General features: G+C 72.8%; 12 protein-coding genes. 5 read left to right on the plus strand and 7 right to left on the minus strand.

Features of this window, described 5'->3' with window-relative positions:
* Positions 1–86: 86 nt before the first annotated feature.
* Complete coding sequence (locus OCT49_RS32005) at positions 87–2,510, minus strand: excinuclease ABC subunit UvrA (RefSeq protein ID WP_283855280.1); 2,424 nt, start codon at positions 2,508–2,510, stop codon at positions 87–89.
* A gap of 215 nt (positions 2,511–2,725) precedes the next feature.
* Complete coding sequence (locus tag OCT49_RS32010) at positions 2,726–4,117, minus strand: polysaccharide pyruvyl transferase family protein (protein ID WP_283855281.1); 1,392 nt, start codon at positions 4,115–4,117, stop codon at positions 2,726–2,728.
* 235 nt (positions 4,118–4,352) lie between these two features.
* Here OCT49_RS32010 and OCT49_RS32015 point away from each other — a divergent pair, with 235 nt between their 5' ends.
* Together OCT49_RS32015 and OCT49_RS32020 are read left to right on the plus strand one after the other, a co-directional pair.
* On the plus strand, positions 4,353–5,432 hold the full coding sequence (locus tag OCT49_RS32015; RefSeq protein ID WP_283855282.1) for a hypothetical protein: 1,080 nt from the start codon (positions 4,353–4,355) through the stop codon (positions 5,430–5,432).
* A 12-nt stretch (positions 5,433–5,444) separates the two neighbouring features.
* Positions 5,445–5,933: a phosphatase domain-containing protein gene (locus tag OCT49_RS32020; protein ID WP_283855283.1), complete on the plus strand. Its 489-nt coding sequence runs from the start codon at positions 5,445–5,447 to the stop codon at positions 5,931–5,933.
* A gap of 144 nt (positions 5,934–6,077) precedes the next feature.
* Here the strand turns inward: OCT49_RS32020 and OCT49_RS32025 are convergent, their stop codons facing one another.
* Positions 6,078–6,293, minus strand: coding sequence for a dodecin (locus OCT49_RS32025; protein ID WP_148837488.1), 216 nt, complete (start codon positions 6,291–6,293; stop codon positions 6,078–6,080).
* Between the two features lie 201 nt (positions 6,294–6,494).
* Between OCT49_RS32025 and OCT49_RS32030 the strand changes: the two genes are divergently transcribed.
* The 3 genes from OCT49_RS32030 to OCT49_RS32040 all read left to right on the plus strand — a co-directional run bounded on the left by OCT49_RS32030 (position 6,495) and on the right by OCT49_RS32040 (position 9,656).
* On the plus strand, positions 6,495–7,751 hold the full coding sequence (locus tag OCT49_RS32030) for an extracellular solute-binding protein (protein WP_283855284.1): 1,257 nt from the start codon (positions 6,495–6,497) through the stop codon (positions 7,749–7,751).
* A gap of 205 nt (positions 7,752–7,956) precedes the next feature.
* A complete protein-coding gene (locus OCT49_RS32035) occupies positions 7,957–8,775 on the plus strand; it encodes a GNAT family N-acetyltransferase (protein WP_283855285.1) in 819 nt (272 codons plus the stop codon).
* Positions 8,772–9,656: a lysophospholipid acyltransferase family protein gene (locus OCT49_RS32040; RefSeq protein ID WP_283855286.1), complete on the plus strand. Its 885-nt coding sequence runs from the start codon at positions 8,772–8,774 to the stop codon at positions 9,654–9,656. Before OCT49_RS32035 ends, OCT49_RS32040 begins: the two co-directional genes overlap by 4 nt.
* A 129-nt stretch (positions 9,657–9,785) precedes the next feature.
* On the opposite strand, the gene egtD is transcribed toward OCT49_RS32040, so the two are convergent.
* Genes egtD through egtA form a run of 4 tightly spaced genes read right to left on the minus strand, consistent with a single transcriptional unit; the run spans position 9,786 to position 14,174 of the window.
* Entirely contained in the window at positions 9,786–10,763 is a 978-nt protein-coding gene (gene egtD / locus OCT49_RS32045) for an L-histidine N(alpha)-methyltransferase (protein ID WP_283855287.1), read from the minus strand.
* Positions 10,760–11,515 (minus strand): ergothioneine biosynthesis protein EgtC, encoded by a 756-nt coding sequence (gene egtC / locus OCT49_RS32050; protein WP_283855288.1) that lies wholly within the window; start codon positions 11,513–11,515, stop codon positions 10,760–10,762. Before egtC ends, egtD begins: the two co-directional genes overlap by 4 nt.
* Positions 11,515–12,858 (minus strand): ergothioneine biosynthesis protein EgtB, encoded by a 1,344-nt coding sequence (gene egtB, locus OCT49_RS32055; RefSeq protein ID WP_283855289.1) that lies wholly within the window; start codon positions 12,856–12,858, stop codon positions 11,515–11,517. Before egtB ends, egtC begins: the two co-directional genes overlap by 1 nt.
* Entirely contained in the window at positions 12,855–14,174 is a 1,320-nt protein-coding gene (gene egtA / locus OCT49_RS32060) for an ergothioneine biosynthesis glutamate--cysteine ligase EgtA (protein WP_283855290.1), read from the minus strand. The genes egtB and egtA overlap by 4 nt, the downstream gene beginning before the upstream one ends.
* Between the last annotated feature and the right edge of the window lie 142 nt (positions 14,175–14,316).

Raw genomic sequence — 14,316 nt, forward strand, 5'->3', positions numbered from 1 at the left:
AATGTTCTTTGCCGTTTCATTCCCCATTGCTTGCCCGATGCGGCAACTCGGCGCGCGGGAAAGCGAGTTGAGTGCGGTGCGGGCCGTCAGGCCGGGCCGAGGTGGGCGCCGAGGTACGGGGCCGTACGGCTGTCCACCGCCCGCGCCACCTCGGCGGGCGTTCCCGCGGCCACGATCCGGCCGCCCCGGTCGCCGCCGCCGGGGCCGAGGTCGATCACCCAGTCGGCGCCCGCCACCACCGCCATGTCGTGCTCCACGACCACGACCGTGTCGCCCGCGTCGACGAGACCGTGCAACTGCCGTGTCAGCACCTCGACATCGGCGGGGTGCAGCCCGGTCGTCGGCTCGTCCAGCAGATACAGGGTGTGGCCCCGACGGGTGCGCTGGAGCTCGGTGGCGAGCTTGATCCGCTGGGCCTCGCCGCCGGACAGCTCCGTCGCGGGCTGGCCGAGCCGCAGATAACCGAGCCCGACGTCGAGCAGCGTCCGCAGGCTGCGCCCGGCGGCGGGCGTGTCCGCGAAGAAGTCGGCCGCGGACTCCACCGTCAGGTCCAGCACCTGCGCGATGTCGAGGCCGCGCAGGGTGACCTCCAGGGTCTGCGGGTTGTACCGCGCGCCGCGGCAGTCCGGGCACGGCGCGTACGTGCTGGGCAGGAAGAGCAGCTCCACGGAGACGAAGCCCTCGCCCTGACAGGTCTCGCACCGGCCGCCCGCCACGTTGAAGGAGAACCGCCCGGCCCGGTACCCGCGCTCGCGGGCCGTGTCCGTCCCGGCGAACAGTTTCCGCACGACGTCGAAGAGCCCGGTGTACGTGGCCAGGTTGGACCGGGGCGTGCGGCCGATCGGCTTCTGGTCGACCTGGACGAGGCGGTCCACCGCCTCCAGTCCCAGTGCCGACGCGCACCCGGGTACGGGGCCCGCCACGGGCGCGTCCGCGGCCCCGGCGGCCTGCCGGTCGGCGAGGGCCCCGGCCAGGACCTGACCGACCAGGGTCGACTTCCCCGACCCCGAGATGCCCGTGACGGCGGTGAACACCCCCAGCGGGAACGCGGCGTCCACGCCCCGCACGTTGTGCCGCTCGACCCCGTTCAGCCGCAGCCAGCCCATGGGTTCGCGCACCTCCCGCGCCGGGGCGGGCCCTTCGCCGAACAGGAAGCGCCGGGTGGCCGACTCGGGCACGTTCGCCAGCCCGGCCGGGGGACCGCTGTGCAGCACCCGGCCCCCGTGCTCACCGGCCAGCGGCCCCACGTCGACCAGCCAGTCCGCCCGGCGCACCACGTCCATCTGGTGCTCCACCACGAAGACCGAGTTCCCGGCCTCCTTCAGCCGGCCGAGCACCCCGAGCAGCGACCGGGTGTCCGCCGGGTGCAGACCGGCCGAGGGCTCGTCCAGCACGTAGACGACGCCGAACAGCCCGGAACGCAACTGCGTGGCGAGACGCAGCCGTTGCAGCTCGCCGGACGACAGGGTCGGGGCCGTGCGGTCGAGGCTGAGATAGCCGAGGCCGAGTTCGGTGACCGTCTCGATCCGGGCCAGCAGATCCGCCGTCAGCACCCGCGCCGCGTCGTCGCCGCCCGCCGTGCGCAGCAGTTCGGCCAGCGAGGTGAGCGGCAGCCCGGCCAGTTCCGCGATCGAACGGCCGGCGAAGGTGACGGCCAGCGCCTCCGGACGCAGCCGGCCCCCCTCGCACACCGGGCAGCGGGCACTGGTCAGGAAGCGCTCGGCCCTGGCCCGCAGGGTGCGGCTCCGGGAGTCCGCGAATGTGTGCATCACATAGCGACGGGCGCTCATGTACGTGCCCTGGTAAGGGCGTTGGATGCGCCCGGCCTCCCGTACCGGATGCACCGTCACCACCGGCTGCTCGTCGGTGAACAGGATCCACTCCCGGTCCCCGGCGTCGAGCTCGCGCCACGGACGGTCGATGTCGTGGCCCAGCGCGTCCAGCACGTCGCGCAGGTTCTTGCCCTGCCACGCCCCGGGCCAGGCGGCGATCGCCCCCTCCCGGATCGACAGCGAGGGATCGGGGACGAGCAGTTCCTCGGTGGTGCGGTGGACCCGGCCGAGGCCGTGGCACGCCGGGCACGCCCCGGCCGCCGTGTTCGGCGAGAAGGCGTCGGAGTCGAGCCGTTCGGCGCCGGCCGGGTAGTCCCCGGCCCGGGAGAACAGCATGCGCAGGGAGTTGGAGAGCGTCGTGACCGTCCCCACGGACGAACGGGCGCCGGGTGCCGAACGCCGCTGCTCCAGCGAGACGGCGGGCGGCAGCCCGGTGACCTCCCCGACGGCGGGCGCGCCGACCTGGTGGATCAGCCGGCGGGCGTACGGGGCGACGGACTCGAAGTAGCGGCGCTGGGCCTCGGCGTAGATCGTGCCGAAGGCGAGGGAGGACTTCCCGGACCCCGAGACTCCGGTGAACACGGTCAGGGTGTCGCGCGGGATGTCGACCGAGACGTCCTGGAGGTTGTGCTCGCGGGCGCCGCGCACCCGGACGTACGGATCGTGGGGAGTGGACATGCGCGCGGCTTTCCGTGGGGATCGGGTGCGGGCCCGGCGGCCCGGGGCAAACACTCCGATTCTAGGGCGCAGCCGACAGGGGTGCCGGTCGCCGTCCGTCCGCGGGGCGTCGTGCGCCGGGTGTTCGCGGGGCCTCGTGCGCCGGGCCCCCTCGGCAGGGAAAACCCTCGTCACGGGCCGGTCCCGTCCGGACCGGCCCCCGTCTCATCCGGTGCTCAGCGGGAGGGGCGCAGCGCGCGCTTGAGGGGCCGTCCCACGGCGCTGCGGGCGCGCTGGTACGTGGAGCGCTGGGAGGGCAGCAGGGAGGTCTTCGAGAGCTTCCGCTGGAGCTGGGCGTTCTCGGTGGCGAGCTCGGTCAGCTGGGACTGGAGCCAGTTCATCCGTGTCGCCGTCGCGGCGACGTCCGTACCGGTCCAGGGCCGGACGCCCGGCGGGAAGGCCAGCTTGCTCATCTCCGCCTCGAAGGCGGCGCCGCCGTCGCCGTGGGTGAAGGTGTTCTCCAGGCCGTTCTTGTCGAGGAAGTTCATGAACCGGTCGAACCGCTCCCGGTGACCGCGCGTCAGCGGTCCGAAGTCCGCCTCGGCGTACAGGTCGGCGGGGTCGAGGTCGGCCGGGACCTTGGAGAGCATCCGGTGCGGGATCTCGAAGTAGCGGCACAGCTCCAGCGTCCGGGAGTCGCCGCAGAGCACGGTGGCCGGCGTGCCGGCCAGCAGCGCCGCGATGTTGCCGTGGATCCGGGAGCCGAAGGAGAAGTCGAAGCCCCGCAGATCCTCCATCCAGGTGGCCGGGTCGATGTAGACCCGGACCTTGTCCTCCCCGTACATCGGGTGGTCGGGGTGGGTGGGGATGGTGGTGAGCGAGGCGTTCGGGTGGGACATGTCGCGCCAGTGCAGCTGCCGCGCCTCGGAGATGTTCTGGCCGATGAACCGGAGGTGGGGGTAGTACGCGTGGGTGCGGTCGATGATCTGCCCGAGCTTGTGCTTGCGCACCGCGTCGTGCGATCCGTTGACGGCTATGCGCGACCCGGGCCCGAGCGGTCCGCCGCCCTCCCGGACGGTGAGGCGGTCGCCGTGCAGGAACATCGAGGGGCAGCCGATGACGTCCACGTCCCGGAAGCCCATGTCCCGCAGGTACCGCTCGGTGAACTCTCCGCGCACCCCGATGGAGGCGCTGTGGTCCAGCACGGCGGAGACGAACGCGTAGACCGTGGGCTGCATGGGCTTCAGCCGGTCCGCGGAGTAGTTGACGCCGGTCTGGGCGCCGACCCCGGGGACCACGACGGGTATCTTCAGCTTCGATATGAGCTGGGTCAGCCGCTCCAGCTGGCGCTCGAAGGAGGGCCGGAAGGCGTTGGCGAGCGGGACGACGAAGACGTCGTACTCCTCGTTGATCCGGCCGGCGTCGGCGACCCTGGTGGCGATGCCGTTCGACACCACCTCCGACCGTGGCGTCCGAAGGATCTTGTGAGCGGCGTCGCTGAAGATCAGGTTGCCCGAGTTGGTGGCGAAAACGTCCTCATGGAGGGCGCGCTCGACAGGGACGACGTCGTAGGGACTCTTCCCCGAGCGCAGGAGTATTCGCTTCACACCGTTAACGTTGGATGCCACAAACCTGAATATAGCTTTACAAACGCTTCTCGTTCCACGCGCATCCTGTGCAACTTTTTACCACCTGGACGGAACGCGGGGGCGGGATCACCCCTCCGCGGGCGCGCACGCGATGTGTACGGACTCCCGGAGCGGTGCGGGCCCCACCGTACGGCCCTCTTGAGCCCCCGGCGACACCGCCCCTACGCTGCGTTCTGCGTACGGGCGCGCCTACCGGGGAGGTGGAAGCGCCGTCATGGCCGACTCACTGTCCGAGGACGAGGTCCTCGAAGCGGTCGCCCGGCACCTGGGCGGACCCGGCCGGGGGCCGCAACTGCGCCGGAGCGGTGCCGACATCGCCCGGCTCCCCATGCTCGACCTGCGCATCGTCCGCTCCCTGGAGAGCCGCACCACCCGGTCGGAGAGCAGGCCCGGCAGATACGACCTGTCGGAGCTGCCCACGTACGAGGGCGATCTGCACGACCATCCGGTCGAGCCGCCGAAGGACCCTGCCCGGACGCGGACGGTGGAGCTCGTGCTCCGCGGCTCGGTGAAAACGGTGGACTGCGGCTGCGACGGGGGACGCAAGCCGTGCGCGCGCTGCCGGGCCAAGGGGAAACTGCCCTGCGACACCGGCCCGATGTGCCCGGCCTGCGGGGGAGTGGAGCCCTGCACCTGGTGCGACGGGACGGGGGAGCGCCGCGAGGACCGCGCGAGGTCCGGCCCGGCACAGGAGCGGAACTCCCGGGGGCGCACCACCTGCCTGAAGTGCGGCAAGCCGCGCACCGCCTGTCCGGAATGCCGGGGCCGGGGCACCCGCGTCTGCCCGCGGTGCGACGACACCGGTTTCAGGGACTGCCCGGTCTGCGAGGGCGAGCGGTCCACGGAGCACACCCCGTGCGAGGGAACGGGCCTGGTCACGCTGTGGACGGCGGGATCGGTCCGGCAGGCCCCCGAGTGGAGCTCGCTGAAGCTCCCGGACCCGGCGCCGCCGCTGCGTGTGCGGCAGCAGGCCGGACGTACCGGCGCGTGGGAGAAGGCCACCCTGACCTCGGTCGACGTCCCGCTCCCCGACGGACTGGACCCCGCCCACCGCCGGGCCGTCGAAGAGGTCCTCGCCCCCGCGCGGCGGGAGGTCGCCCGGCGCGTCGACATCGGCCGGCTGTCGCTGGCGGCCGTCGAGCTCCCGGACGACCCGGACCACGTCTTCTACGTCTTCCCCGGCCACGACGGTCCGCAGGTGCTCCCGGTCTGGTCCCGGCGCCGGTCGCTGCGGGTCGCCGCGGTGGTGGCCGGAGTGGTCGTCCTGGTGCTCCTGGTGGTCGCGCTCGTCTGATGTGCTGGGGACGTGAGAAACGACCACCGGCCCCTGGCCGTATTCGACTTGGACGGCACGCTCGCGGACAGCGCTCACCGGCAGCACCATCTGGAGGGCCGCCGGTGCGACTGGGGCCGCTTCTTCGCCGCGGCCGTCGACGACCCGCCGCTGGCCGAGGGCTTACGGCTGGTCCTGAGCAGTGCCGAGGAGTGCGAGATCAGGTACCTCACCGGCAGGCCCGAGCGGTGCCGCCGGGACACGGTGGCGTGGCTGGCCGAGCACGGTCTGCCCCAGGGGCGGCTGTACATGCGCCGCGACGGCGACCGCAGGCCGGCCCGGCGCACCAAACTGGAAACGCTCCGGCGACTGGGCCGGGAGCGTGAGGTGCGGATGCTGGTCGACGACGACGAGCTGGTCTGCGACGCGGCGGAGCGGGCCGGTTTCACCGTGGTGCGGGCCCGCTGGGCGACGGTTTCGTCCGCGATGCAGGACGCGCAGGAGCGCGAGGGCCGCACCTGAGCCCGGCGGCGGAACCGGCCGGCCCCGTTGCCCGGGCGGGCGCGGGGCGGCGTGACGACGCGTCGGCCGGACCGGCGCCACCGGCGGGCGGGCGGCGGTGGACGGCGGTGGACGGCGGTGGACGGCGGGGCGGTGCGGGCGCGGTCAGCCCGTCTCGTCGAGCCGGAAACCGACCTTCAGCCCCACCTGGTAGTGCTCGACCCGACCGTCCTTGATCTCGCCGCGTACCTGGGTGATCTCGAACCAATCGAGATTGTGCAACGTTTCAGAGGCTCTTGCGACGCCCCTGCGGATGGCGTCGTCGACGCCCTCATGTGAGGTTCCCACGATTTCGGTGACCCGATAGACATTGTTAGACACCTTATGTCCCCTTTCGTTCCTACTACGGTGCCCCACCCGGGCCGGGGGCGCGAGGGGTCGGGGGGCGTAATGTTCCGTGAACGGAGCTTGACCAAAGTATTGGTACATACCAAAATCCAGCCAAACCCGTGCGAGCGCAGCCCGCAATCCCCCACACCGGGTACTGAATTTTGTCGCGCCGTTTCGCAGAAGGTGAACCTGGTGAAGAACCGCATACTCGTCGGAGCCGTCGCGCTCGTTTCCACCTTTGCGCTGGGCGGATGCGGAATCCTCTCGGGGGCAGAGGCATCCGGCAGCAAGAAGGTCACGATCTGGCTGATGAAGGACAGCGTTTCCGGTGATTTCCTGAAGCGCTTCACGGAGGAGTACCGGAAGGAACATCCCTCCGTGGAACTGGAGTTCAAGTTCCAGAGCTGGAGCGGAATCGGGCCGAAGGTCACCGAGGCCCTCAGGAGCAAGGACGCCCCGGACGTCATCGAGGTCGGAAACACCCAGGTCGCCCAGTACGCGAAGAGCGGCGGGCTGCGCGACCTCACCCTGGAGTCCGTACGGGACCTCGGCAGCGAGGACTGGCTCCCCGGCCTCGCCGAGCCGGGCAGCATCGACGGAATCCAGTACGGAATCCCCTGGTACGCGGCCAATCGAGTGGTCATCTACAACAAGGAACTCTTCGAGCAGGCCGGAATAAAGAACCCGCCGAAGACCCGGGACGAGTGGATCGAGGACAGCGAACGGCTCAACCGCGGCGGAAACCAGGGAATCTACCTCGCGGGCCAGAACTGGTACGTTCTCGCCGGGTTCATCTGGGACGAGGGAGGCGAACTCGCCGAAGAACGGGGCGGGAACTGGGCCGGTGCCCTGGACAGCCCGGAGGCGCTGCGAGGGATGGACTTCTACAAGGAACTCCAGACGCTCGGCGACGGACCCAAGAACGCGGACGAGGAAAAGCCCCCGCAGGCCGACGTGTTCGCCAAGGGCAATGTCGCACAGATCATTTCGGTGCCCGGGACCGTCGCCCAGATCGAGAAGAAGAACCCCGAACTCAAGGGAAAACTGGGCTACTTCCCGATCCCGGGCAAGACCGCGAAGGAGCCCGGTTCCGTCTTCATCGGCGGGTCCGACCTGATCGTGCCGGAGAACGCCGACCAGCGCTCCGCGGGCATCGAGGTGGTCAAGACGCTGGCGGGCCGCAAGTGGCAGGAAGAGCTCGCCAAAACCATGAGCTACGTCCCCAACAAGCCCGACCTCGCCAGTGTCATCGAGGGCCAGGAGGGCACCGCGGCCATGGCCAAGGGCGCCAGGCGGGGACGCGCCACCCCCAACTCCCCGCAGTGGGCGGACGTCGAGGCCGACAACCCGATCAAGCCGTACATGACGGCCGTGCTGGAGGGCCGCGACCCGGAGCAGGAGGCCAGGCGCGCCTCGGAGAAGATCACCTCCAGGCTCGCGGGCAGCTGACCGCACGGGCCGCCTCGCGGCAGCCGGCCGCAGGGCGGCCCGGACCGCTGCCGGAGACCCCCGGGATTCAGACTTCGCACATCCCGGCGCTCCATGGCGGTCATGTCGAATCCAGCCGGCCACGGAAGAAGTAAGGGGTGCCGGGCCCTCGCCGCAGTGCGCGGGGCCGGTGGCCGCCCTTGCCGATCCGTCCCCGGAGACCGTCATGAACGCGCTGCCCGTCACCCCGCTCCCCACCGCCCCCACCGTTCCCGCGCAGCCCGTCGCCCCCACCACCGCCCCCGCTCCGCCCCGTTACCGGGTGTCCCTCGCGACCGGCCAGGAGGAGGTCCGGGCCGCCCAACGGCTGCGCCACCTGGTCTTCGCCGGTGAGCTCGGCGCCAGGCTGGAAGGGCCCGAACCCGGCCTGGACAGCGACGAGTTCGACGCCCACTGCGACCACCTGCTGGTACGGGAGGAAGCCACCGGCGAAGTCGTCGCCACCTACCGCCTGCTGCCGCCCGACCGGGCCCGGGCCGCCGGACGCCTCTACGCGGAGGGCGAGTTCGACCTCGGCCGGCTCGCCCCGATCCGCGACGACCTGGTCGAGGTCGGCCGCTCCTGCGTCCACCCCGCCCACCGCGACGGCGCCGTCATCGCGCTGGTCTGGGCCGGACTCGCCCGCTACATGGAACGCACCGGCCACAACTGGCTTGCGGGCTGCTGCTCCATACCCCTCTCCGACGGGGGCGCGACGGCGGCCGGGGCCTGGGAGACCGTACGGACCAGGTACCTGGCCCCCGAGGACCACTGGGTCACCCCCCACCGCCTCTGGCGGCCCACCGGGACGGAGGGACCCGTGCGCACCGGGCTCGCCACGCTCCCCCCGCTGCTCCGCGGCTACCTGCGCCTGGGCGCCCAGGTATGCGGGGCACCCGCCTACGACCCCGACTTCGGCGTCGCCGACCTGTACGTGCTGCTGTCGCTGCGCCGCACCGACCCGCGCTACCTGCGCCACTTCCTCGCCCTCGCCCCGCTGCGATGAACCCCTGGCTGCCCGCCGCGCCCTGCACCCCGGGCGACTGCGCCACCCACCACGGCCGCAGCCGCGGCCGCCCGGCCGCCGCGGGCCTGCTGCTCGCCGGGGCCGCCGTCATCCTGGCCGGGGCACTCGCCGCCCCCTTCGTGCTGATGCTCGGCCCGGCCCGGCGGCAGTGGCTGATCCGGCACTGGGCGTACGGCGTCGTGCGCGCCTTCGGGGTACGCGTACGGGTCACCGGCCCGCCGGCACCCACCGACGCCCCGACCCACCCCACCGGACACCCCACCGGCGCGGCCCCGGACCCGCCACGACCGGCAGCCGGGCGACCCGACCCACCGGGGCCACTCAGCACTGCCCCCGACTCACCGGGGCCGCCCGGCACTGCCCCCGACCCACCGGGCACGCTCGTCGTCGCCAACCACATCTCCTGGCTGGACGTCCCGCTCGTCGCGGCGGTGTTCCCCGGGCGGATGCTGGCCAAGCGCGAGATACGCGACTGGCCGCTGCTCGGCCCGCTCGCCGCCCTCGGCGGCACGCTCTTCGTGGAACGCGACCGGCTGCGCGCCCTGCCCACGACCGTGCGCGACATCGCGGCGGCCCTGCGCGGCGGGTCGTGCGTGGTCGTCTTCCCGGAGGGCACCACATGGTGCGGGCACGGACCGGGCGGCCGGTTCTCGCCCGCCGCCTTCCAGGCGGCGATCGACGCCGGGGCCACCGTCCGCCCGGTCCGTATCGCCTACCGCGCCGCACCGGCCGGGAGCGCCGGCCGGCCCCGGCGGGCGGCCACCCGGCCGGCCACCGGGGCGCGGCCCCGCCGGACCACACCGGCGCAGCCGCGTTCGTCGGCGACGATCCGCTCGTCGCCTCGCTGTGGCGGGTGGTGACGGCGGCCGGCCTGACCGCCGAGATCGGCGTCCTGCCGCCGATCCCGGCGGACGGCCCGGCCGACCGTCGAGCCCTGGCCCGACTCGCCCAAAGCCTGTCGGGCGGTCACTGACCGGGCGGGGGCGAGGTCACCCGGCCGGCTCCCCGACCACCGTCGACGACGAGAGCGCGAACCGGCCCCCCGCATCCGTCCACCACCGGTCCAGGCGCAGACCGGCCGCGGCGAGTTCCGCCCGGACGCCCTCCCGGCGGAACTTGGCCGACACCTCCGTGCGCAACTCCTCACCCGCCTCGAAGGACACCACCAGGTCCAGCTCCGGGATCTTCACGCTGTGCGCCCTCCGGGCCCGCAGCCGCATCTCGATCCACTCCCGCTCCGGATCCCAGCGCGCCACGTGGTCGAAAGCGGCCGGATCGAAGTCCGCGCCCAGCTCGCGGTTCAGGACCCGCAGCACGTTCCGGTTGAACTCCGCGGTCACCCCCGCCGCGTCGTCGTACGCGGCGACCAGCACCTCCTCGTCCTTCACCAGGTCCGTGCCGAGCAGCAGCGCGTCACCGGGGGAGAGCAGCGACCGCACCGACCGCAGGAACACCGCGCGCTCCGCGGGAAGCAGATTGCCGATCGTGCCGCCCAGGAACGCGACCAGCCGCGGCCCCGGAGTGCCCGGCAGCGCGAGACCTCCCGTGAAATCGGCGACCAGGGCGTGCACGGACAGCTCGGGCCGCTCCGTGAGCAGCGCCCCGGCGGCGCCGCGCAGCGCGCTCTCGCTCACGTCGACCGGTACGTAACTGTGCAGGGCGGGCAGCGCGTCCAGCAGGTGCCGGGTCTTCTCCGAGGACCCCGACCCCAACTCGATCAGGGTCCGCGCCCCGGACGCCCCGGCGATCTCCCCGGAGCGGTCGACCAGGATCTCGCGCTCGGCACGGGTCGGGTAGTACTCCGGGAGCCGGGTGATCTCCTCGAACAGTTCACTGCCGCGCGCGTCGTAGAACCACTTGGGCGGCAGGGTCTTCGGACACCGGGTCAGACCGTGCAGGACGTCGGCGCGCAGCGCCGCGTCCGTCGCGTCCACCGGCAGGGTACGGGTCAGCAGGAAGGGACTCACGCAAGGGGCTCCTTGAGCGGGGTCAGCAGGACGTCGGTACGGGTCGCCGTCAGCAGCGTGCGGTCGGCCACGGTGCGCCAGCGCGGGTCGTCGTCGTACGGCTCCGAGGCCACGACCGTGCGCGGACCGGGCCCGGAGAGGTACGAGAGGGTGTCGCCCCAGGCCGTGGCCACGATCGTGGTGCCGTCGGTGACCAGCAGGTTCAGCCGGGACTCCGGTGCCGCGGCGGCCACGTCGAGCACCGTGTCGGCGACGGCCTGCGGCAGGGCGTCGCCGTCGGCCAGGCGGTGCCGCACCAGGGCCCAGATCAGGGCCGAGTCGCAACGGGCGGCGAGGCCGAGCAGTTCGGCCGGCGGCAGCGCGGCGGCGAGCGGGGCCATCGAGAGGGGCCAGCCCTCCACCGCGCCGTTGTGACTGAACAACAGCCGCCCGGCGGCGAACGGCGCGGCCGCGGCCTCGCCGTCCTCACCCGCCTCGGTGGCGTCCCGGACGGCGGCGAGCAGCGCCGTGCTGCGCACCACCCTGGCCAGGTCGGCGAACGTGCGGTCGCCCCAGACCGGACCCGGCCGCCGGTAACGGCCCGGCACCGGATCGCCCTCCGCGTACCAGCCGACACCGAAACCGTCCGCGTTGACGGTCCCGTACCGCTGCCGGCGCGGCGCCCAGGACTGGCGTACGAGCGAGTGGGGCGGCTCGGTCAGCAGTTCCCCCAGAGCCACCGACGGCCCCAGGTAAGCAATATGACGGCACATCAGACATCCCTGGCGGTACGGAAACCGGAGAAGATCTGGCGCCGCACCGGCAGGTCCCAGTTGCGGAACGTCCCCCGGCACGCCACCGGGTCCACGGCGAACGAACCGCCGCGCAGCACCTTGTGGGCCGGGCCGAAGAACACCTCGGAGTACTCGCGGTACGGGAACGCCACGAAACCGGGGTGGGGCAGGAAGTCGCTCGACGTCCACTCCCACACGTCACCGATCAACTGCCCCACGCCGAGCGGCGACCGGCCCGCCGCGTACGCACCCGCGGGAGCGGGTCGCAGATGGCGCTGCCCCAGGTTCGCCCGCTCGGGGGTCGGGTCCTCGTCCCCCCAGGGATAGCGCCGCGAACGCCCCGACACCGGGTCGTGGCGCGCCGCCTTCTCCCACTCCGCCTCCGCGGGCAGCCGGCGTCCCGCCCAGCGGGCGAACGCGTCCGCCTCGTACCAGCTGACATGGAGCACCGGCTCGTCCTCGGGCACCACCTCGGTGACGCCGAAACGGCGGCGCAGCCACTGCCCGGCGTCCCGGTGCCAGAACAGCGGGGCCGCCAGTTCGTGCTCACGGACCATCGCCCACCCCTCCGGCGCCCACCAGCGCCGCTCGGTGTAGCCGCCGTCCTCGATGAACTCCTGGTACGCACCGCAGGTGACCGGCGCCGTGTCGATGAAGAAGTCCGGCACCTCCCGCACGTGCGCCGGCCGTTCGTTGTCCAGCGCCCACGGCTCGGTGGACGTGCCCATGGTGAACGGACCGCCCGGGACCAGGACCTCCGCCGCGAGACCCGCGGCGTCGGTGGGCGCGGGCGGGACCGGAGCGGTCAGCACCGCGGGCCCGGATCGCAGCTGATGGGTGATCAGCATCGTTTCGTCGTGCTGCTGTTCGTGCTGGGCGATCATGCCGAAGGCGAAGCCGGACCGCAGCAGCGGACGGGCGCCGTCCAGCTCGGCCCCGTCGAGCACGTCCAGCGCCCGGCCGCGCACCTCGGCGGCGTACGAACGGGCCTCGGCGGGCGCCAGCAACGGCAGCGACGGACGCGTCGCCCGGGGATGCTCGAAGGCGTCGTACAGCCCGTCGATCTCCGGGCGCATCGCGCTCCGCCCGGCCACCTCGCGCAGCAGCCACAACTCCTCCTGGTTGCCGATGTGCGCGAGGTCCCAGACCAACGGGGACATCAACGGCGAGTGCTGGGCGGTCAGTTCGCGGTCGTCCACGCTGTCGGTGAGCAGTGCGGTGCGTTTGCGCGCGGTGAGCAGCGCGGCGAGAGCGCGTTCCCGGAGCGGTTCGGGGTCCGTCCCGTGAGGTGCGGACCCGGTGGGTGCGGTGGAATCGGTCATGAGCGCAGTCCCTCGGAACGGTGGCCCGGCCGGTCGGGCGAGCCCGGCGCGAGCAGTTCGGGAAGATCGTCGGCCGGACATCGGCCCCGTGCGGTGAACCGGTCGTGGAACCCGGTCACCGTCTTCAGCACGCCCTTCGTGACCCCCAGCCGGGGCAGCGCCTCCAGCGCGATCCCGAAGCAGGCGGTGGCCGCCGCCCGCAGCGCGGGATCGGCCAGACCGCTGCGGGCGGCGGCCGTCCAGAGCGGATTGCACGGCGCGGGCCGCGCACCGGCCGCCCCGGTCAGCGGCTCCACGACGCGGTACACCGCCTCGGCGGCCTCCGGATCGTCGAACAGGGCGGTGGTGACGGCGAGCGGCACCAGCCACCCGTCCGCACCGTGCTGCGCGTCGATCATGCGGAGCTCCAGGTGCCCGCGCGGGCGCACCGGAGGGAAGAGCGTGCTGATGTGGTAGTCGAGATCGGCGCGCACCGGTGGTCTCGGCGCGCCGGTGCGGATCCAGTCGCGGAACGTCAGCCCGTCCGGCACCGCCCAGGGGCCGGTGTCGTCCCGGATGCACATCACCGGCGTGTCCAGGACGTGCGCGGCCCAGGCGTCGCGCGGCGGCAGCAGGCCGGGCGGAGCCAGGGGGCGCCAGGGATCGAGAGCCGCCCAGAGCGACTGCCGGGCGGACCGCCACGGCGTCGGGCGGCCGAGCCGGTAGGGCGAGTTCGCGAACACCGCCACCAGGACCGCGCCCAGCAGGTGGGAGAGGAGCCAGCGCCGTTCGTGACCCAGCGGCCCCGGCTCCTCCGTCCCGGCGTCCAGGCAGATCTGGACGGACGCGCTGGTGCACATCATGGCGCGGCCGGCCGGCCCCGACCGGTCGAAAGCGGTCTCCATGGCGTCGTAACGGGGCTCGTGCAGCAGCCGGCGCGGGGAGTGCCACGGGTCGACGCCCAGACCCACCGGGGCGAGACCCGCCCGGTCCAGGGCGTCACGCACGGCGGTGAGATCGGCGGTGGTGGCGTCGATGCACGCCATCAGGGAATCGGCGGGGAGCGAACTGAGTTCCAGCTGGCCGCCGGGTTCGAAGGTGAGCGCCGCGTTCAGGGGCAGGGCCCGCAGTGCGGCGGCCGCCGCGTCGAGACGGTCGGGGGAGACGGGGACGCGGGGTCGATCACGGTCGTGGATGAGCCATTCGAGTTCGACGCCGACCCTGCGGGGCGGTCCCGTCTTGAAGCAGATGCCACGCAGTAAATCCTCCGCCTCGCCCTCGCCGAGGGGCGGGGACTGGCCGGGCGGACTGTGCTCTCCGGGCGTGTCGGACGACATGCCGGGGCCTCCTTTCCGAGTGCCTCCGTACCACCCAAACCCCTGCGGATGGATCGCACAAGGGCACCCCCGCGCAGCGGAAAACCGGTTGCGTCCGTGCGGCCGAGGCGATGAGCATGCACCGTATGCACCACATGGGGGA

It is taken from the genome of Streptomyces sp. ML-6, from assembly GCF_030116705.1.
Taxonomy (GTDB): domain Bacteria; phylum Actinomycetota; class Actinomycetes; order Streptomycetales; family Streptomycetaceae; genus Streptomyces.

Coding starts and splice junctions, on each gene's coding strand:
- egtC (WP_283855288.1), bottom strand. CDS start 11,515: ATGTGCCGTCATATTGCTTACCTGGGGCCGTCGGTGGCTCTGGGGGAA.
- OCT49_RS32015 (WP_283855282.1), top strand. CDS start 4,353: ATGGCCGACTCACTGTCCGAGGACGAGGTCCTCGAAGCGGTCGCCCGG.
- egtB (WP_283855289.1), bottom strand. CDS start 12,858: ATGACCGATTCCACCGCACCCACCGGGTCCGCACCTCACGGGACGGAC.
- OCT49_RS32040 (WP_283855286.1), top strand. CDS start 8,772: ATGAACCCCTGGCTGCCCGCCGCGCCCTGCACCCCGGGCGACTGCGCC.
- egtA (WP_283855290.1), bottom strand. CDS start 14,174: ATGTCGTCCGACACGCCCGGAGAGCACAGTCCGCCCGGCCAGTCCCCG.
- OCT49_RS32035 (WP_283855285.1), top strand. CDS start 7,957: ATGAACGCGCTGCCCGTCACCCCGCTCCCCACCGCCCCCACCGTTCCC.
- OCT49_RS32005 (WP_283855280.1), bottom strand. CDS start 2,510: ATGTCCACTCCCCACGATCCGTACGTCCGGGTGCGCGGCGCCCGCGAG.